This window comes from Brevundimonas sp. AC546 (assembly GCF_979258305.1).
Map to the genome: position 1 here is coordinate 2,484,105 of NZ_OZ409849.1, position 19,682 is coordinate 2,503,786.

Here is a 19,682-nt window from a genome sequence, read left to right on the forward strand (position 1 = left end):
GACCCACGATCATGTCCGCCACGTCGAAGACTTTGCTCCTCTCGACCGTCGTTGCGTCCGTGATGGGACTGGCGGCCTGTGCCGGGCAAACGGCGCTGCCGTCGGAGGCGGGGTTCGGCGCCAACCCGCAACTGCCAGCGCCGCGCCAGGGGTTGCTCCCGACCGTGAAGATCGCCCCAGCGACCAGTTGGCCCCAGGGCGCGACGCCTGTGGCGGCGGCGGGGTTGCGGGTGCAGGCGTTCGCGACGGGTCTGAACCACCCGCGCTGGCTCTATCGGTTGCCCAATGGCGACATTCTGGTGGCGGAAACCAATGCGCCGCCTCCGCCCGAAGACAAGAAGGGTGGAATACGCGACTGGGTGATGGGCAAGGTCATGGCCAGAGCCGGCGCGGGCGTGCCCAGTCCGAACAAGATCGTACTGTTGCGCGATGCCGACGGCGATGGGGTCGCCGAGACGAAGACGGATTTCCTGACCGGCCTGACCTCGCCGTTCGGCATGGCCCTGGTGGGGGAGCGCCTCTATGTGGCCAACGCCGATGCGCTGGTGGTCTTCCCCTATCGGACGGGACAGACGCGGATCGATGCCGTCGCGACCAGGGTCGTGGACCTGCCCGCCGGTCGCAATCACCACTGGACCAAGAGTCTGGTCGCCAGCCCTGACGGAAGCCGGCTTTATGTCGGGATCGGGTCCAACTCGAACGTCGGCGAGAACGGCCTGGACGAAGAGGTGGACCGCGCCGCCATTCTGGAGATCGATCCGGCGACGGGGACGCGGCGGGTCTATGCCTCGGGCCTGCGCAATCCGGTGGGTATGGACTGGAACCCGCAGAGCGGGAAGCTGTGGGTGGCGGTCAACGAACGCGACGAGATCGGCGACGATCTGGTGCCCGACTACATGACCTCGGTGACGCCCGGCGCCTTCTATGGTTGGCCGTGGAGCTATTACGGCCAACACGTCGATGCGCGGCCGCCTGCCAATCCGGCCATGGTCTCGCGGGCAATCCGGCCCGACTATGCGCTAGGTGCCCATACTGCGTCTCTGGGGCTGACGTTCGGCGAGGGAGCGATGTTGTTGCCGCCCGCTTTTCGGAGCGGGGCCTTCGTGGGTCAGCACGGCTCGTGGAACCGCAGCGTACGCAACGGCTACAAGGTGATCTTCGTGCCGTTCGTGGACGGTCGCCCGGCCGGCCCTCCGCAGGATGTGCTGACCGGTTTCCTGAACGCCCAAGGTCAGGCCCAGGGGCGGCCGGTCGGGGTTCAGATCGACCGGCTGGGCGCGCTGCTGGTCGCGGACGACGTGGGCAATGTGATCTGGCGCGTGACGGCGGGCGCATAAAAAAGCCCCGGCCGGAGCCGGGGCCTTTCTCATTTGACGACGATCAGTTCAGCGGTTGAACCGAAATCGACGGGGCCGTCGGCTGGACCTGCGTGGTCACGACCGGAGCCGGCGCTGGGGCCGCAGCAGGCGCGGCGTTTAGCTGGCTGGTGCTGGCCGTAGGGCTGGCTGGGGCCGCATAGGGCTGAGGACCGGTCGGGACAGCCGGCGTCTCGACGCGAGCGGCGGCCGGGCGTTCAGCAGCCGGGGCGGCGCGACGGGCGACCGGCTCGGCGCGAGGTTCAGCACGACGAGCGACGGGAGCGGGCGCAGTCGGCGTCGGCGCGGCGGTCGGGGCCGGAGCGGCCTCCATCGAAGCGGCCGCCATCACGGGCGTTTCGGCGGCGGTCATTGCGGCGGGCGCGGTCTGCATCGCAGGGGCCGCAGCCTCGGCGGCCGGCGCGGGAGCGGTCTGTTCACCGCCGCCCATAACCATGGCGACGCCACTGCCCAGCAGCACGACGGCGCCGATCGGGGCCAGGATCATCCAGGTCTTCACCGACTTTTTGGCTTTGGTGTTGCGGGCGTAGCGCGGCACGAAGGCGGTGTCCTCGGTGCGGGCTTCGGTCTCGGCGTTGGCGTAGGTCATCGACATTGTTTCTGTCCTCCATAACGTTGATCAACCAACCCGCCGTCTCGCAACGTCGTTCCGCCGGCGGCGCAAAAGCCCCGAAGAAACACCCTTCTCGCCCGGAATGCGGCGACAACCGCGCCCTTTGCGGCCGGATCGGCGTGGAATGCGGCAATAAAAAGCAGGCGCCGCCTCTGGATTTCCCCGGCGTCAACAGAACAAATGGGTCACGGCTGGCGCCAATCCGCCGCGTTCGCACGGGATAGCGGACCGCGTGGTTGACCCGACGGCCCCCCTTCGTCCATCACCGGACCGGGTGGAACACGCAATGACCGGAGTACGGCGCGCATGGGTTTTGTAGCCAATATCCGTCGGGACGTCCGGTTCTCGCGCGGCCTGTTCCGCCTGCTCAAGCGCATCAAGCCGATCGAGCTGGACAGCGATGTCCTGCTTTGCGACGACCTCGAAGAGGCGGTGGACAAGTTCGCCGACAATATCGCCATCGACGACGGCCAGCGCACCGTGACCTATCGCGACCTGGACGCCATGGCGAACCGCTTCGCCCACTGGGCCAAGAACCGGGGCCTGCGTCGCAGCGACACCATCGCCCTGATGATGACGAACCGGATCGAATATCTGGCGGCCTGGATCGGTTTCTCCAAGGTCGGCATCGCCACGGCCCTGATCAACACCAATCTGAACGGGCAGGGGCTGGCGCACTGTCTGGCCATCTCGAACGCCTTCAACGTCGTCGCCGACGAGGACTGCTGGCGCCAGATCGAGGAGGCGCGGCCTCTGGTCGATCACAATCTGGCGCTCTGGGTGCTGGGCCTGCCCGACGATCTGGAGACCAGCGACCGTCGCGGCCTGGACAAGCCCGTGCGCGGCGGCTCGTCGGTGCGGCCGTCCAAGTCGGCGCGCGAGGGTCTGACCAACCGCGACACCGCCCTTTATATCTACACCTCCGGCACGACCGGCCTGCCCAAGGCGGCGCGCATCCCACATTCGCGCGCCCGGACCTATATGCGCGCCTTCGCCGGCGCCACGCGGTCGACGCCCGAGGATCGGATCTTCAACGTCCTGCCCTTGTATCACTCGACCGGCGGTCTGGTCGGGGTGGGCGCGGCGTTGTTGAACGGCGCGCGGCTGGTGATCCGCAAGAAGTTCTCGGCCAGCACCTTCTGGCCTGACGTGCGGTCGTCGGGCGCGACCATGTTCGTCTATATCGGCGAGCTGTGCCGCTATCTGGTCAACTGTCCGCCGCACGAGGACGAGACCAAGCACAAGCTGCGACTAGCGTTCGGCAACGGCCTACGCGCCGATGTCTGGCCCGACTTCCAGAGCCGGTTCCGCATCCCCGAGATCCTGGAATTCTACGGCTCCACCGAGGGCAATGTCTCGCTGTTCAACTTCGACGGCAAACAGGGCGCCATCGGCCGCGTGCCCGGTTTCCTGAAGTCGCAGATCAATATTCGCTTGGTCGAGTTCGACGTGGATACCGAACAGCCGATCCGTGGTTCCGACGGCCTGTGCCGCCTGGCGCGTGTCGGCGAGGTGGGCGAGGCCATCGGCCTGATCGGCAACGACATCCGCCACGACTTCTCGGGCTATGCCGACAAGGCCGCTTCGCAGAAGAAGATCCTGACCGACGTGTTCAAGAAGGGCGACCGCTGGTTCCGCACCGGCGACCTGATGAAACAGGACGCCGAGGGCTATTTCTACTTCGTGGACCGGATGGGCGACACCTTCCGCTGGAAGGGCGAGAACGTCTCGACCTCGGAGGTCGAACAGGTGCTGATGGATGCGCCGGGCGTGGCCGAGGCCATCGTCTACGGCGTCCCGGTCCCGGCCCAGGACGGCAAGGCGGGCATGGCGGCGCTGGTGGTCGAGGGCAAGTTCGACGCTCAGGCCTTCTCCGACCACGTCGAGGCCAAGCTGCCGGCCTATGCCCAGCCTGTGTTCCTGCGGTTGATCAAGTCGGCGGAAACGACCGGCACGTTCAAGTATCGCAAGGCCGATCTGGTCGCGGACGGCTTCGATCCCGAAAAGACCGGCACGGCGCTTTACGTGCGCGGCGGCAAGGCCGGGTATCAGAAGCTGACGGCGGCGGCGCGCACCGCGATCCTGAACGGCGAAGGCCGCATCTGAGGTCAGGAGACGGCGTTCGCGAAACGCCGTCTTAATGATTAACGGCGATGATCCCGATCTCTCGCGTCAGGATCGTTCGCTTTCATGTTCCAGATCATCGGCATCGTGCTGCTGTTCGGCCTCGTCTTCGGCAGCTACGCCATATCCGGCGGCAAGTTCGAAGTGATCCTGCACGCCGCGCCCCACGAACTGATGGCGATCGGCGGCGCAGGCATCGCGGCCTTCATGATCTCCAACTCCATGACCGTGATCAAAGGGTCCATGGGGGGGCTGGGCAAGTGCTTCGCCGGACCCAAGTGGAAGAAGCAGGACTACAAGGACCTGTTGTCGCTGTTGTTCCAGTTGACCAAGACCATGAAGTCCAAGGGCGTGGTGGCGCTGGAAAGCCACATCGAAAAGCCCAAGGAATTGGCCATCTTTCAGAAGTACCCCAAGGTGCTGAAGGACCATTTCGCCGTCGACTTCATCTGCGACACCCTGCGGATGATGACGATGAACCTGGAGGATCCGCACCAGGTCGAGGACGCGATGGAAAAGCAGCTCGAAAAGCACCATCACGAACACCTGGAAAACGCGCACGCGCTTCAGACCCTGGCCGACGGCCTGCCCGCACTGGGCATCGTCGCGGCCGTGCTGGGCGTCATCAAGACCATGGGCTCGATCACCGAGCCGCCCGAGGTTCTCGGCACCATGATCGGCGGCGCCCTGGTCGGCACCTTTATGGGCGTGTTCCTGGCCTATGGCCTGGTCGGCCCGTTCGCCGCACGCCTGACCGCGATCATCAATGAGGAAGCGGCCTATTATAAGATCATCCAGTCGGTGCTGGTGGCCCACCTGCACGGCAACGCCGCTCAGATCTCGGTCGAGATCGGCCGGGGCGACATTCCTTCGTCCGCCCAGCCGTCGTTCGGCGAGATGGAAGAAGCGCTGAACAGTATCGCCGCCGTCTAAGTCCGGCGGAAGCTGCGGCGTGACAGCGCTCTGATCACGCCTTGCCTGATCGTAACTTGCCCTGGCGCGCAAGGCGGCCTTATCGTCCAGGTGCGAGGCGCGCAGCCCGCCAAGCCTTCGGAGAAGTCCTCATGCGTATCAAAGCCCTCGTCGCCGCATCGGCTGCGGTCCTGGTCCTGGCCGCTTGCAGCAAGGCGCCTGAAGAAAAAGCCGGGGCGCCCGCCACCGATGCGGTCGAAGCCGCCGGCACCGCCGAGGAAGCGGCCCTGACGGTCGATCAGGCCGCCAAGGACGCCGAGGCCGCCGCCAACCAGGCCATCCTGAACGACACCGCCGCCGCTCCGGCTGCAACGACGATGCAGGGCGCGGACGCCTCCGCTGCGGCGCCGTCCCCCGCCGCGCCGGCCGAACCGCGGCACGCGCCCGCCGCCCATTAGGGAATGGCGGCAAGCCATCGATCAGGCCGCCTCGAACGGGGCGGCCTTTTTCGTCTGTGCGACGAAGGTGCTAGAGCCGGGCCATGATTTCCGCTGACGACGCCTCGCCGCAACTGACCTGGACCGAAGAGGGCGAGCCGCGCTCGGGCCGGTTCGGGGATGTCTATTTCTCGCGCGACGACGGGCTGGCGGAGACGCGGGCGGTGTTCCTGGACGGCTGCGGTCTGCCGGACGCCTGGGCCGGACGGGACTGTTTCACGGTGGCGGAGCTAGGGTTCGGCACGGGGCTGAACATCGCCGCCCTGCTGGACCTGTGGCGGCGGACCCGCCCCGAGGGCGGGCGGCTGCATATCTTCTCCATCGAGGGCTTTCCGCTGACGGCGGCCGAGGCGGGGCGGGCGCTGGACGCCTGGCCGGAGTTGGCTGAGGCGACGCAGGCGCTGATCGAACACTGGCCGTCTGCGACGCCGGGTTTTCACCGTGTGGACCTGCCCGACTTCGACGCCGTGCTGGACCTGGCGGTCGGGGATGCGGCCTGGGCGCTGGAGCAGTGGTCAGGCGCGGCCGATGCCTGGTTCCTGGACGGCTTCTCTCCGGCGCTGAACCCCGGCATGTGGTCGCCACAGGTCATGGCGCTGATCGCCGCGCGGTCGGCGCCCGGCGCGCGCCTGGCCACCTTCACCGTCGCCGGCGCCGTGCGGCGTGGCCTGGCGGAGCAGGGGTTCGTGGTCGAGAAACGCCCCGGCCATGGCCGCAAGCGCGAGCGGCTGGAGGCGCATCTGCCCTCGGCCTTTGCGCCTGCGCCAGTTCCCACCATCGCCGTGATCGGCGCCGGCGTGGCGGGGGCGTCGATGGTGCGGGCATTGAGAGATCAGGGCGTCAGGGCCGTGGTGTTCGAGGCCGAACGGCCGGGCGCGGGCGGATCGGGCTTTCCGGCGGCCCTGGTCACGCCGCGCCTGGATGTGGGCGACGTCGGCATCGCCGCCCTGCACGCCCAGGCGCTGGAACGGGCGGGGCATCTCTATGCCGCGACGCCGGACGCCGTGACGGGCCATGGGGTGCTGCAACTGCCCCAGGCGCCGCGCGATACGGCCCGGTTCGACAAGATCGCGGGCCAGCCGATCTGGGCCGAAGGCGCTATGGTCGTGCTGGACGAAGGCGCCGCAGCGACCCTGGCCGGCGAGGCGACCGGGCAGGGCGGTCTGTCGATGAAGGGGGCCTGTGCGGTGCGTCCCGCCGCCGTACTGTCGGACTGGCTGGGCGATGCGGACATGCGCTTTGAGCGCGTGACGAAACTGGAACGGACCGAAGGCCGTTGGCGTCTGATCGGCGAGGAGCCTGCGATGCTGGCCGAGGTCGATGCGGTGGTGATCGCCGCCGGCTGGGGATCGGCGTCCCTGCTGGAGGGGCATGACCCGGCGCCGCGCCTGTCACCTGTGCGGGGACAGGCGGATTGGGTGGAGGGCGACGTCGTTACCCATCCTATGGCCTGGGGCGGCTATGCGATCCCGACCGGCCAGGGCGTCCTCTATGGCGCGACCCATGACCGGGGCGACACCGACACGACGCCGCGTGACGACGACAATGCGAGAAATCTGGCGACCTTGCGGGCGCGCCTGCCGGGTCTGGCCGACAGGATCGAGGCGGCGGGACAGGCGCAGAGCCGCGCCGCGATCCGCGCCACCACGCCGGATCGTCTGCCCCTGGCTGGAGCTCTGGACGAGGGTCTCTATCTGCTGGGCGGCCTGGGTTCGCGCGGCTTTTGTGTCGCGCCCCTGCTGGGGGAGCATCTCGCCGCCATGATCCTGAACCGACCGTCGCCTTTGCCGCGCGATCTGGCGGCGCGCGTTTCGCCGCACCGGGCGGTCGCTCAAGTTTTCCTTGCACACCGAGCGATTGCAAGTGAAGGTTGAGTTGGGGCTGCCTTCAGGAGAAAGCTATGCGACGTCTAATTTTGAGCTCGACCGCCTTTTTGATGCTGGCGGCGTTCTCCCCTTCCACGGCAGGAGCGCCTTCATCGACCGGCCGCATCGAGGCCAATCAGTGTTTCCGGCCTGGTATGGCCCGCAACTTTACCGTGCCGAACGATCAGACACTTTATGTTCGCGCACCAAACGCGGACGTTTTTCAGATCAATGCCGCCGCCTGCCGTGACATGACCCACTCGCTTTCGATTGCGCTTAATCCGGTGGGCAGCTCAAGCCGCCTGTGCGTTGGTGATCAAGCGACGTTGGCCAGTGCTTCGACCGGCGTCGTGCCTTGCCGAGTCGACGTGAGCAAGAAGTTGACGGCCGAGGAGATTGCGGCCCTGCCGTCGCGGGATCGCCCCTGATCGGAAAACCGTTGCTGGACCGTCAGGGAGATTGAATTCTTCCGCACACGGGTATGAAATGATCGTCTTGCCTGGGGAGGGAAGATAATGATCAGAACAGTCGGTCTGGCAGCGATACTGGCGACGTTCGGCCTGGCGTCGCCCGTGGCGGCGGAAAGCTGGGCCGCGTTTTCGCGCAGCGACGCCATCGTCTATATCGTCGATCTGGATGGCCTGACGCCGGTGGACGACGTGGCCACGACGCGGATGGCGCGGGTGCCGGCGCACGGCGACGCCACCAATCTGAGCCACGAGACCGAAGAGGTCATGGTGCGGTGTTCGGACGGCCAGTCACGCTCGGGCGCGACCGTGACCTATGGGGCGGATGGCGTCGAAACCGACCGCTATTCGGAAGATACGCCGTGGGAGGCGACGCCCAGCGGCGGCATCTACGGCGGGATCAAGTCTTTCGCCTGTGAAGATATGCGGCCCCAGGGCGCGGCCTTCCCGACCATTCAGGCCTTTATCGTCGGCGGACGCGGCCAGTAGGCCGCGTCCCTGTCGCCGTCAGACGTCGACGGCGGCGTCCAGGGCGTTTTCCTGAATGAACTCGCGGCGCGGTTCGACCACGTCGCCCATCAGTTTGGCGAACAGGTCGTTGGCGTCTTCCTCATGCTCGACCGAGACCTGCAGCAGGGTGCGGGCGTTGACGTCCAGCGTCGTCTCCCACAGCTGCTCGGGGTTCATCTCGCCCAGACCCTTGTAGCGCTGGATCGACAGGCCCTTCTTGCCGGCGTCCAGCACCGCGTTCAGCAGGTCCAGCGGCCCGCGAATGGTTGTGGACTTGTCCTTGCGGCGATAGGTGGCGGGGGCGACGAAGACGCCGTCGAACGCCTGGGCGCGTTCGGCCAGACGGCGCGCGTCCAGCGAACGGATCAGGGTCTCTTCCAGCACGATGGTCTCCTGCACCGCGCGGCGGGTGCGGGTGAAGACGACAGCGCCCTGTTCGCCCGGCGCCCCCGTCCAGTCGCCGTCGCCCTCTTCGGCATAGAGGTTCAGGCGCACGGCGGCTGCCGCCGATGCGGTCGCCGTGTCCGAGTTCTCGGCGAACAGGCCGGCCAGGGCCGCCTGTTCGATGGCGAAGGCGGGCGCGCGCTGGCTGAGGCGATCGACGCTGGCGCTGAAGGCCTTGGCCTCGCGCACCAGGGATTGCAGGTCCAGACCCAGGCGACGCTCGCCGGTGGACATGTCCAACTCGGCCTCGGAGGAGCCTTCCTCGATCAGGTAGGAGTCCATCTCGGACTGGTCCTTGAGGTAGCGGCTCTGCTTGCCCTTGGCGACCTTATAGAGCGGCGGCTGGGCGATATAGACGTGGCCTCGCGTGATCAGCTCGGGCATCTGACGATAGAAGAAGGTCAGCAGCAGGGTGCGGATGTGGGCGCCGTCGACGTCGGCGTCCGCCATCAGGATGATCTTGTGATAGCGCAGCTTGTCGGCGTTGAAGTCGTCGCGGCCGATGCCGGTGCCCAGCGCCAGGATCAGCGTCCCGATCAGTTCTGAGCTCAGCATCCGGTCGAAGCGCGCACGCTCGACGTTCAAGATCTTGCCGCGCAGGGGCAGGACGGCCTGGTTCTCGCGGTTGCGCGCCTGTTTGGCGGAACCGCCGGCGGAATCGCCCTCGACGATGAACAGTTCGGACTTGGCGGGATCGCGTTCCTGGCAGTCGGCCAGCTTGCCCGGCAGGCTGGAAATCTCCAGCGCCGATTTGCGGCGGGTCAGGTCGCGGGCCTTGCGGGCGGCTTCACGCGCGGACGCCGCCTCGATGATCTTGGCGACGACCTGTTTGGCCTCGACCGGGTGTTCCTCGAACCATTGGGCCAGGCCTTCTGAGCACAGGGCCTCGACGGCGGGGCGCACTTCGGACGAGACCAGCTTGTCCTTGGTCTGGCTGCTGAACTTGGGATCCGGCACCTTGACCGACAGGACGCAGGTCAAGCCCTCGCGGGCGTCCTCGCCGGTAACGGAGACCTTCTCCTTCTTGCCGGCGCCCGAGCTCTCGATATAGCCGCCCATGACGCGCGTCAGGCTGGCGCGGAAGGCCGACAGGTGGGTGCCTCCATCCCGCTGGGGGATGTTGTTGGTGAAGCACAGCATGGTCTCGTGATAGCTGTCGTTCCACCACAGGGCGAGATCCAGCTCGATCCCTTCCTTCTTGCCGCGAATGACGATGACGTCCTTCAGGATCGGCGTCTTGGACTTGTCGAGGTGGCGCACGAAGGCCTCGACCCCGCCCTCGTAGTGCAGGATCATCTCGACCGGCTCGGCGTGACGCTGGTCGGCCAGCTTGATGACCACGCCCGAGTTCAGGAAGGCCAGCTCGCGCAGCCGGTGTTCCAGTGTCTTCAGGTCGAAGTCGATGTGGCTGAAGGTCGTCAGCGACGGGAAGAAGGTAACCTCGGTGCCGCTCAGCGGCTTGCCGGTGTCCTCGCGGATCGGGGCGACGCCGGTGATCTCCAGCGACTTGACCGTGTCGCCGCGCTCGAACCGCATCTGGTGCGCCTTGCCGTCGCGGTAGATCTTCAGTTCCAGCCAGTCGGACAGGGCGTTGACCACGGACACGCCCACGCCGTGCAGGCCGCCCGAGACCTTGTAGGAGTTCTGGTCGAACTTACCGCCCGCGTGCAGTTGAGTCATGATGACCTCGGCCGCCGAGACGCCTTCGCCCTCGTGGATGCCGGTGGGAATGCCGCGGCCGTTGTCGGTCACGGTGACCGAGCCGTCGGCGTTCAGGATGACCTGAACCAGGTCCGCGTGGCCGGCCAGGGCCTCGTCAATGGCGTTGTCCACCACCTCATAGACCATGTGGTGCAGGCCGGACCCGTCGTCAGTGTCGCCGATATACATGCCGGGGCGTTTGCGCACGGCGTCCAGGCCTTTGAGAACCTTGATGGAATCGGCGCCGTATTCGGGCATGTCGGCAATCGGATCGGTCATGAAGTCATTGGCTCTGAAGTCCCGACCGGGACGGGGATGGAGCGCCGAACCCGGCGCTCGAATTGGCCACGGGATCGCACCGCGCCGAAGCCCGCAACATATAGGAAATTTGACGGGAATTGCGAGCGAAACGGCGGTTCAGCGACCCGTTTGACGGCGGCGGATTTCCGTCAGTTCGGAAACGACGTTCCGAAAACGCTCCGACCAGATCGCGCCGTGTATGAAGGATGCGCCACACCACGATCTCATGGTCCAAATGGACGTAACAGATCAGGTAGGGGAAGCCTCGCAACGTCCATGTCCGAAGGTCAGGGATGCCCGAGGCGCCGCCCAAAACTGGCGATCCGGCGTCAGGCGCTTCGGTCAGCACGACGTAGGCGGCATCCAAGGCGTGGACGAAACGCGTAGCCGTGTCGAAGCTTGCTTCGTGGACATAGTGATCGACGATGAGGTCGAAATCGCGATCCGCGCTGCTCAATGAACGGATCGCGCGTGGCTTCACCCCTGGCCCTGCCTAGCGGTTTCGATGCGATCCAGGCGGCGTTTGAAATAGTCAGCATCGACCGTCTCTCCCGGCCCGGAGTCTCGACCTTCGATCAGCATGTCGCGGATGCGCTTCTTATCCTGCTCCTGACGCACCAGAGCCAGGACGTAGTCGCTGTCGGCGGCCAGACCTTGATCGGCGACCTGAGCGTCGATGAAGGCCTTCAATGAGTCTGGCAGGGAAAGGGTCATCGTCGCCATGGGCCGAGGATACCGGAACGGCGAACCGTCGGCAATCTAGTCGCTTTCCAGCGCGCCGCCGGCGACGCGCACGAACTGGGCGCGGCCTTCCAGGCCCGCGAACAGGTCGCGTTCGGTGCCGGTCATGAAGGCCTGGAGATCGAGGGCCACGATCTCGTCGAACAGGGCGGCGCGGCGGCGTTCGTCAAGGTGGGCGGGGGCTTCATCCAGCAGAAGGACGGGGCGGGCGGCGCCGGCGACGGTCCCCGTCCCGACATGATCTGACAGGCGGGTGATCTGGGCCAGGATCAGGTTCAGGACCAGGGCCTTTTGCTCGCCCGACGACCCTTCGGCGGCGGGGCGCTGTTTCTCGCGGTGCAGCGCGGTCAGGTCGGTGCGGTGTGGGCCGAAAAGCGAGCGGCCGGCGGCGCCGTCGCGGGCGCGGGCCTTGGCCAGACCTTCACGGATGGCGGCGGCGATCTCGTCTTCCTCCGCGCCCGTCTCGGCCATCTGTTCGGCGGGGCCGTCCAGGCCCAGGTCGGCCTGAGGGAAGGGGCGGTCGCTGCGGGCGTCGATGGCGGCCTGGAGCGCGTGCAGGGCGGCGACGCGGGCGATGGCGGCGCGGGCGCCGGCGTCGCCCAGGCGAAGCTCCAGCGCATCCAGCCAGACAGGGTCGGCCTCACGTCCGTCCTGGGCGTCGTTCAGCAGGCGCAGCCGTTCGCGCAGGGCCTTTTCATAGATGGAGACGCTGGCGGCGTGATCGGGATCGGCGGCGAAGACCAACCGGTCGAAGAATTTCAGCCGCTCGGCCCGCGCGTCGGAAAACAGCCGGTCCTGCTCGGGCGTGGCCCAGACGGGGCGCAGATAGTCGAGCAACCGCCCCGGCTGCGCCGTCTCGCCGTCGATCCGCACGATGCGCCGCGCCGCGCCTGCCGTCTGGACGCCGGTGCCCAGACGGGTCTCGTCGTCCAGTTCGACCATGACGGCCCAGGCGCGGCCGGTCGCCTCGCCGGGCTCGCGCCGGCCCATCTCGGCGGCGGTGGCGCTGCGCAGCCCCTTGCCTGGGGTCAGCAGGCTGATCGCCTCCAGCAGATTGGTCTTGCCCGCCCCGTTCGGCCCATGCAGCACCACAGGCCCGGAGGTCATCTCCAGCCGTGCGCCCGCATAGGAGCGGAAGTCGGTGAGGGTGAGGGAAATCAGGCTCAATCTATCCGCTCATCCCGGCGAAAGCCGGGACCCAGTGCTTTCGCTCGGCACGATCTAACCGAGCAATGTTGGAAACAGATCCGCCCATGCCGGGTTCTTGCGCTCGATAAGCTCCAGCTTCCAGACCCGTTTCCATTCCTTGATCTGGCGTTCGCGAACGAAGGCCGCATCGCGCGTTTCGTGGACTTCGTACCAGACCAGTAGCGCGATGCCATATCGGCTCGTAAAGCCGGGACGCAGCTTGTCGCGGTGCTCCGCCACACGCTTTATCAGATCGTCGGTCGAGCCGGCGTAGAGCGTGCCGTTTCGGCGGCTGGCGATGATGTAGGTGAAGAACGCCAAGGCCAGCCTCCGGTAAAAACGAAAGCACTGGGTCCCGGCTTTCGCCGGGATGAGCGGAAAAACCTTGCCTACACCCGCAACGGCATCAGCACATACTGAACGCCCGGATCGGCCGGATCGAGGACCAGGGTGGGGGAGGCCGGGTCGGCGAAGCGGAAGGCGGCGTTTTCGCCGGTGATCTGGCCGGCGACGTCCAGCAGGTAGCGGGCGTTGAAGCCGATTTCGAATGGTTCGTCGGAATAGCCGATCTCGACCTCTTCCTCGGCCTGGCCGGCTTCCATGTTGCGCACGGTCAGCTTCACCCGGTCGTTGTCGAAGGCCAGTTTCACCGAACGGCTCTTTTCGGCCGAGATGGTGGCGACGCGATCGACGGCCTTGGCGAACAGGGCGTTGTCGATGTCGGCCTGTTTGTCGTTGCCCTTGGGAATGACGCGCAGATAGTCGGGGAAGGCGCCGTCGATCACCTTGGACGTCAGGGACGCCTCGCCCATAGAGAAGCGGATCTTCTGGGCCGAGACGGTGACCTCGACCGGGCCGCCGGCATCGTCCAGCAGGCGGCGGACCTGATCCACAGTCTTGCGCGGCACGATCACGCCGGGGCCGCCGGCCGCGCCTTCGGGCGCCGGGGTCTCAGCCAGGGCCAGGCGGTGACCGTCGGTGGCGACGGCGCGCAGCAGGGGCGCGCCGGCCTCCGACACCGTGTGCAGATAAAGGCCGTTCAGATAGTAGCGGGTTTCCTCGGTCGAGACGGCGAACCGGGTCTTGTCGATCAGGCGGGCCAAGTCTTCCTTGGGCATGACATAGGAGGCGCCGGCGCTGTCGGTGGACATGACGGGGAAATCGCCCGCCGGCAGGACCGGCAGGTTGAAGCGCGACCGACCGGCCGAGACGACCAGGCGCGGATCGTCGCCCGAATAGAGCAGCGAGACCTCGGCGCCTTCCGGCAGCTTGCGCACGATTTCGTACAGGGTGTGGGCGGGCGCCGTGATCTGGCCCTCGACCTGAACCTGGGCCTCGGCCTCGTCCACCATCTCCATGTCCAGATCGGTGGCCGCGAAGGCCAGCCGGTCGCGCCCTGCGGACAGCAGGACGTTGGACAGGATCGGAATGGTGTTTCGACGTTCGACGACGCTCTGCACGTGGCCCAGGGCCTTGAGGAGCGCGGATCGTTCGATGGTCAGCTGCATATCGTCTCGCCCGGCGCGGCCGATTCGCAGATGGCCGCGGTTAAGTGACCTTGGACACTAGCGGATTGCGCGGCGGGAGCAACGGGTCAGTCCCGCTGCTCCACAGCTTCAACCGCGAAGCTTGCGCGTCAGGGCCTCGACGTCGCGGGCGATCTGGTCGTCCTGCGGCATCAGCTCCTCGATCTTGCGCACGCCGTGCAGGACCGTGGTGTGGTCGCGCCCGCCGAAACGACGGCCGATGTCGGGATAGGAGCGCGTCGTATGCTGCTTGCACAGATACATGGCGATCTGGCGCGGGCGGGCCACCGCACGGGTGCGCCGCTCGCTGAGCAGGTCGGCCTGTTTCATGTTGAAGTGGTCGGCGACCGTCTTCTGGATCTCGTCCACGGTGATGCGACGCTCGGGTCCGCCGCGCAGGGCGGCGCCCAGCAGGATCGAGGCCTCGTCCACCGAGACGGCCGACAGGCGCGAACCGGCGGCGGCGGCCAGGGTGTTCACGGCGCCCTCGAGCTCACGCATCGAGCCGGGGGTGCGGTCCACCAGCTGGGCCAGAACCTCGGGATTGGCCTCGCCCTGGACGACGCCCAGGGCCGACAGGGCCTTGAGACGGTTCTGGGCCACGGCGATCTTCAGCTCGCGGTCGCCCGCCTCGACCGGGCAGGTCAGGCCGGCGGCGAGGTGGCTGCGCAGGCGCGGCTCGACCTCGGTCAGGGCCATCGGCGCGCGGTCGGCCGAGAAGACGATGCGTTTGCCGTCCTCGATCAGAGCGGTCAGGGTCGAGAGCAGTTCTTCCTGGGTGCTCGTCTTGCCGCCCACGAACTGGACGTCGTCCAGGAGCAGCATGTCGGCCGAGCGCAGGCTTTCCTTGAAGGCGGCGGTCGAGCGGTCCTGCATCGCCTTGACGAAGGTGGACAGGAACCGTTCGGCGGTCAGATAGACGACCTTGGCCTCGGGCCGCAGGCGTTGGGCTTCCCAGGCGATGGCGTTCAGCAGGTGGGTCTTGCCGTAGCCATAGGGGCCGCAGAAGAAGACCGGGTTGAAGTGACCGTCGGCCCAGCTGGCGACCTGTTTGGCGATGGCCAGGGCGAAGGCGTTGCCCTGACCCTCCACGAAGCTGTCGAAGGTCAGGCGGTCCTGCAGGCCGGCGGCGCGCACGGCGCGGGCGCCGTCGGCGCTGATCGGGGCGGCGGGAGCCATCTGGGGCGTCGAGGCGAAGGCGGCCAGGCGCGGGGCGGCGTCAAGCACATTGCCGGCCCCGGCTCCCGACAGCACGGCCGAGGCCGGCGGGGCCGATCCCACCTCGGCGCGGCAACGCACCTCAAGGCGACGCGACAGGCCGTCCAGGCCCAGCCACAACTCGTTCATGCGGCGCAGGGCGTTCTTGCGCACCCAGTCACGGGCATAGGCGGTAGGGGTGACCAGGATCAGATGGCCGGCGTTGTCCAGCCGGACTGCCGACGGGGCGATATAGGACGAGAAGGGGCCGTCGCCGATCTCGGCGCGCAGGCGCACGGAGGCCTCGCTCCAGATGCGGTCCGGGTCCGTCATTCCCGACGTATTCGTTCCGCCCGCCATCGCCGTTGCGCCCCCGACCATCTTGCCCGCCCAGTCCAAAACCAAATCCGACCTTCCGCAGCTTCAGGGCGATGGTTCAGGGACGACTTCTCCTGCGCCGAAAAGCGATGCTTTTCGGACGGGGTCGAACCTCTGGACAGACATCTCCCGCCAACGCGAAACTAAGTCCCGCGCCGTCTTCATCCGTGCTGGGATGGAAGTGCGTTAGAGGCCAAAACTTACGCTGCGAGCCGGGTGGGTCAACGCTGATTCGTTGGTCGATTCGCAGTTAAATTGTTTGACTCCGTCAAACCCTGATCCTGCTTGGAATTTCTGGCGACCTGCCGCTCGACGAGCGCGGATTTCAAAATTGCACCTTAGCGACACAACGCAAAACGCCGAAGGAGCATGCGCTCCTTCGGCGTTGATATTGCTTCATAATCCCACAACGAAACAGCGACAGCTGTTCCGTCTGCTGTTGGATTAATTCTGGCTCAGGCGGCCGACAGCTTCTTCAGCTGGGCGGCCAGGCGCGACACCTTGCGCGAGCCGGTGTTCTTGTGAACGACGCCCTTGGAGACTGCGCGCATCAGCTCGGATTGAGCTTCGACGAAAGCGGTCTTGGCGACGGCGGCGTCGCCACCGGCCAGAGCTTCCTGGAACTTGCGCAGATAGGTGCGGACGCGCGAACGGCGCGCCTTGTTCACTTCGGTACGCGCTTCGATCTTGCGGATCGCCTTGCGGGCGCCGGGGTTGTTGGCCATGTCAAACCTTCGAACGGAAAACGCCGCGGAGCACACGTCCACGGCGCGGAAATCTCAAGAGGGCGGGCCTATAGCCGAAAGCCCGGGGGTGGTCAACGCGGAGTCTTCTTTGATCGACTCCCAGGTTGGCCGACGGCGAACCTGGATGTGATCGTCGACGGCGTCTTGTAGACGGCTTTTCGGACGCACCACGATCAGCTTCAACGCGCCAGATCGCCCATTCCGTCGCGGCTTTTTCGCCGGTGTTGAAAGGGTGCAACGCTTTCTGAAACTTCATGAATTGCGTCGTTTTCCAGCCATGTTTGTGCCATCCCACAGGGGCTGAAATCTTCTTCCGGATCGTTGTTCCATGACCCAGACCGCGCTTCTTCTTCTTGCGCTGGCCCCTGCCGCCGCCGTCGTCGAGCCTGCCCAGCCCCAGGTGCAGCAGGAAGAGCCCACGGTGGTGCTGCCTGATGTCGAGGTCACGGCCGCGCGTCGCGGCGTGGCCCTGGGTGGACAGGAGCCGATCGTCTCGTACGATTCGGCACAGATCCAGGCGTTCGGCGCGACCAACATCGGCGAACTGGTCACGCTGCTGGAAGCCCAGACCCGCAGCGCGCGGGGCGGATCGCCGGTCTTTCTGGTCAATGGGCGCCGCATCTCGGGCTTCCGCGAGATCCGTGGCATCCCGCCCGAGGCGATCGAACGTTTCGACGTTCTGCCGGAAGAGACGGCGCTGTCCTATGGCTACAGCGCGAACCAGCGGGTGGTGAACATCGTCCTGAAGGCGGACTTCAAGTCGCTGACCGCCTCGGTCAACGTTAGTCGGCCGGAGCAGGGCGGTCGGACTACGACGTCGACCGAGAATAACGTCCTGCGCATCGCCGGGGCCGACCGTTGGTCGCTGGACATCAATGGGTCGACCGCCAACACCCTGTTCGAGACCGAACGCGACATCGATCGCAGCGACACCAACACCCTGTTCGACCGCCGGGGCAATATCACCGGACTGGACGGCGGGGAGATCGACCCTGCATTGTCGGCCCTCGCCGGATCGACCGTGGATGTGGCGGGCGTCCCCGTCTCGGCGGCCAGCGGCGCGCCTACCCTGTCCGATTTCGTTTCCACGGCGGGCGTGGCCAACATCGGCGATCTGAACGCCTATCGTTCCTTGTCGCCCAAAACGGCGGAGGCGTCGATCGCGGGCACCTACAAGCATGATCTGAACGACAAGGTCGGCATGACCTTGAGCGGCAGCCTGGAGGACTCCAGCAGCTTCAGCTACCTGGGGCTGCCCGGCGTGACCCTGACCCTGCCGAACGCCAGCCCCTGGTCGCCGTTCGGCGACGATGTGCTGCTGTATCGCTATCTGAACCTGCCCGGCGCCCTGACGCGCGAGACGGATACCCGCAGCGCCGAACTGGGCACGGTGTTCGACGGTTATGTCGGCGACTGGCGCTGGACGGCGACGGGGGAATACAGCCGCGTCGAGACCGACACCTCCACCGGACGAGGCGTGGATGCGACGTCGCTGCAATCGGCGATCACGGCCGGGGACCTGACCATCAATCCGTTCGGCGACCTGGACGGTCGGGTGACGGAGAGCGCTCGCGACACCGCGAACTCGGTGGCCCAGACCGCGACGGCCGAGCTGGTGCTGAACGGCCGGCCGTACGAATTGCCGGCGGGCGACATCACCTCGACCTTCAAGGTCGGCGCCGGCTATCAGTCGCTTGATTCAGAGAGTGTCCGTTCAGGTGACGTCATCGACCGTTCGCAGTCGCGCAACTCGGGCAGCGTCCAGGCCAACTTCGACCTGCCGATCTCCAATGTCGATCGCGGCATCCTGCCCACGATCGGCGATCTGTCGGCCAATCTGAACCTGGCCTATCAGGAACTGTCCGACTTCGGCGGCGTCTCGTCGGTCGGGGCCGGTCTGAATTGGTCGCCGGTCGAGCGGCTGTCACTGTCGGCCAACTATTCCGACGAGGGCAAGGCCCCCACCGTCCAGCAGTTGAACGACCCCACGGTCTCGACGCCCAACACCCCGGTCTTCGATTTCCGCAACAGCCAGACCGTCGAGGTCAACCAGATCACCGGCGGCGATCCCAATCTGAAGGCCGAGGATCGACGCATCCTGAAGCTGGGCATGAACTGGCAGCCGCTATCGGCCCAGGATTTCCGGCTGAACCTGGCCTATACCCGCACCGAGGCGGACGACGAGATCTCCAGCTTCCCGACCATCACGCCTGACCTCGAGGCGGCCCTGCCGGAGCGGTTTGTTCGCGACGCCGACGGCAATCTGCTGTCCATTGACGCGCGCCCGCTGAACTTCTTCAAGCGCGAGCAGCAGGACGTGCAGTGGGGCTTCAACTTCTCGCGCCCCTTCGGCAAGGCCGACCCCGCCTTGGCGGGACGGGGACCGGGCGGTCGTCCTGGCGGCGGTGGCATGATGATGGGCGGCGGGCCGGGCGGACCCGGAGGGCCCGGCGGCGGTCGGATGCGCGGTTCGCGCGGGCCGGGGATGCAGCCGGGGCAGGGCATGTTCAACCTGTCGCTGACCCACACCTGGCGCGTTCAGGACGAGGTGGTGATCCGCGAGGGGCTGGAGCCGCTTGACCTGTTGGACGGGGACTCGATCTCAGGTTCAGGCGGCCAGTCGCGCCACGAGGTCCAGGTTCAGACCGGCCTGTTCAAGAACGGGCTGGGCGCCTTCGTCAACGCCAACTGGCGTGCGGGCACCACGGTCAACGGCGACGCTCTGGGCTCGCCTGATCTGGACTTCTCGGGACGGACGACGGTCAATCTGTTCGCCTTCGCCGACCTGACCCAGCGCACGTCGTGGGTGGAGCGTTTCCCGATCCTGAAGGGAACACGGATCGGCTTCGGCGTTCAGAACATCTTCGACGACCGGGTTTCGGTGACCAGCAGCGACGGCGCCACGCCCGTCAACTATCAGCGCGACTATCTGGACCCGCAGGGACGGGTGTTCCGCATCAACCTGCGCAAGATCCTGTTCTAGGGATACGCTCAGCGTCTCAGGGCCAGACGGTCGCCAGGGCGATCATCACGACGGCGGCGGCAAGCGCCAGGGGGAAGAACAGACGGTCTGACATCGGCCGACTGTTACCTCCGT

The 19,682-nt window shown here is 66.6% G+C and carries 17 protein-coding genes; 8 read left to right on the forward strand and 9 right to left on the reverse strand.

What is annotated here, in order from left to right:
* Positions 1 to 11 precede the first annotated feature (11 nt).
* Positions 12 to 1,337 (forward strand): PQQ-dependent sugar dehydrogenase, encoded by a 1,326-nt coding sequence (locus ACZZZD_RS12210; RefSeq protein ID WP_463435372.1) that lies wholly within the window; start codon positions 12 to 14, stop codon positions 1,335 to 1,337.
* Positions 1,338 to 1,380: 43 nt separating this feature from the next.
* Here the strand turns inward: ACZZZD_RS12210 and ACZZZD_RS12215 are convergent, their stop codons facing one another.
* Positions 1,381 to 1,971, reverse strand: coding sequence for a hypothetical protein (locus tag ACZZZD_RS12215; protein ID WP_463435374.1), 591 nt, complete (start codon positions 1,969 to 1,971; stop codon positions 1,381 to 1,383).
* Between the two features lie 324 nt (positions 1,972 to 2,295).
* Between ACZZZD_RS12215 and ACZZZD_RS12220 the strand changes: the two genes are divergently transcribed.
* The 6 genes from ACZZZD_RS12220 (at position 2,296) to ACZZZD_RS12245 (ending at position 8,343) form a co-directional block, all read left to right on the forward strand.
* The gene (locus tag ACZZZD_RS12220) at positions 2,296 to 4,095 is read left to right on the forward strand and encodes a long-chain-acyl-CoA synthetase (protein ID WP_463435375.1); all 1,800 of its coding nucleotides are present in this window, start codon (positions 2,296 to 2,298) and stop codon (positions 4,093 to 4,095) included.
* Positions 4,096 to 4,179: 84 nt separating this feature from the next.
* Positions 4,180 to 5,046 carry a flagellar motor stator protein MotA gene (motA, locus tag ACZZZD_RS12225; RefSeq protein WP_463435377.1) on the forward strand — a complete coding sequence of 289 codons (867 nt, stop codon included), beginning with the start codon at positions 4,180 to 4,182 and terminating at the stop codon, positions 5,044 to 5,046.
* 131 nt (positions 5,047 to 5,177) lie between these two features.
* Positions 5,178 to 5,483 carry a hypothetical protein gene (locus tag ACZZZD_RS12230; RefSeq protein ID WP_463435379.1) on the forward strand — a complete coding sequence of 102 codons (306 nt, stop codon included), beginning with the start codon at positions 5,178 to 5,180 and terminating at the stop codon, positions 5,481 to 5,483.
* A gap of 83 nt (positions 5,484 to 5,566) precedes the next feature.
* Positions 5,567 to 7,396, forward strand: coding sequence for a tRNA (5-methylaminomethyl-2-thiouridine)(34)-methyltransferase MnmC2 (mnmC2, locus tag ACZZZD_RS12235; RefSeq protein ID WP_463435381.1), 1,830 nt, complete (start codon positions 5,567 to 5,569; stop codon positions 7,394 to 7,396).
* 26 nt (positions 7,397 to 7,422) lie between these two features.
* Positions 7,423 to 7,815 carry a hypothetical protein gene (locus tag ACZZZD_RS12240; protein WP_463435382.1) on the forward strand — a complete coding sequence of 131 codons (393 nt, stop codon included), beginning with the start codon at positions 7,423 to 7,425 and terminating at the stop codon, positions 7,813 to 7,815.
* A gap of 87 nt (positions 7,816 to 7,902) precedes the next feature.
* Positions 7,903 to 8,343, forward strand: a complete 441-nt coding sequence (locus ACZZZD_RS12245; RefSeq protein WP_463435383.1) for a hypothetical protein — start codon at positions 7,903 to 7,905, stop codon at positions 8,341 to 8,343.
* Positions 8,344 to 8,361: 18 nt separating this feature from the next.
* On the opposite strand, the gene gyrB is transcribed toward ACZZZD_RS12245, so the two are convergent.
* The 8 genes from gyrB to rpsT form a co-directional block, all read right to left on the reverse strand.
* The gene (gene gyrB, locus ACZZZD_RS12250) at positions 8,362 to 10,788 is read right to left on the reverse strand and encodes a DNA topoisomerase (ATP-hydrolyzing) subunit B (protein WP_463435384.1); all 2,427 of its coding nucleotides are present in this window, start codon (positions 10,786 to 10,788) and stop codon (positions 8,362 to 8,364) included.
* Positions 10,789 to 10,792: 4 nt separating this feature from the next.
* The gene (locus tag ACZZZD_RS12255) at positions 10,793 to 11,290 is read right to left on the reverse strand and encodes a type II toxin-antitoxin system RelE/ParE family toxin (RefSeq protein ID WP_463435386.1); all 498 of its coding nucleotides are present in this window, start codon (positions 11,288 to 11,290) and stop codon (positions 10,793 to 10,795) included.
* Positions 11,287 to 11,523, reverse strand: coding sequence for a ribbon-helix-helix domain-containing protein (locus tag ACZZZD_RS12260; RefSeq protein ID WP_463435388.1), 237 nt, complete (start codon positions 11,521 to 11,523; stop codon positions 11,287 to 11,289). Before ACZZZD_RS12260 ends, ACZZZD_RS12255 begins: the two co-directional genes overlap by 4 nt.
* 45 nt (positions 11,524 to 11,568) lie before the next feature.
* Positions 11,569 to 12,717 (reverse strand): DNA replication/repair protein RecF, encoded by a 1,149-nt coding sequence (gene recF / locus ACZZZD_RS12265; RefSeq protein ID WP_463435390.1) that lies wholly within the window; start codon positions 12,715 to 12,717, stop codon positions 11,569 to 11,571.
* Positions 12,718 to 12,771: 54 nt separating this feature from the next.
* Complete coding sequence (locus ACZZZD_RS12270; protein ID WP_463435392.1) at positions 12,772 to 13,059, reverse strand: GIY-YIG nuclease family protein; 288 nt, start codon at positions 13,057 to 13,059, stop codon at positions 12,772 to 12,774.
* Positions 13,060 to 13,127: 68 nt separating this feature from the next.
* Complete coding sequence (gene dnaN / locus ACZZZD_RS12275; protein ID WP_463435394.1) at positions 13,128 to 14,246, reverse strand: DNA polymerase III subunit beta; 1,119 nt, start codon at positions 14,244 to 14,246, stop codon at positions 13,128 to 13,130.
* 108 nt (positions 14,247 to 14,354) lie between these two features.
* Positions 14,355 to 15,794, reverse strand: coding sequence for a chromosomal replication initiator protein DnaA (dnaA, locus tag ACZZZD_RS12280; protein ID WP_463435396.1), 1,440 nt, complete (start codon positions 15,792 to 15,794; stop codon positions 14,355 to 14,357).
* Between the two features lie 500 nt (positions 15,795 to 16,294).
* Complete coding sequence (rpsT, locus tag ACZZZD_RS12285; protein WP_135194610.1) at positions 16,295 to 16,564, reverse strand: 30S ribosomal protein S20; 270 nt, start codon at positions 16,562 to 16,564, stop codon at positions 16,295 to 16,297.
* Positions 16,565 to 16,913: 349 nt separating this feature from the next.
* Between rpsT and ACZZZD_RS12290 the strand changes: the two genes are divergently transcribed.
* Positions 16,914 to 19,568: a TonB-dependent receptor gene (locus ACZZZD_RS12290; protein ID WP_463435400.1), complete on the forward strand. Its 2,655-nt coding sequence runs from the start codon at positions 16,914 to 16,916 to the stop codon at positions 19,566 to 19,568.
* The last annotated feature ends 114 nt before the right edge of the window (positions 19,569 to 19,682 follow it).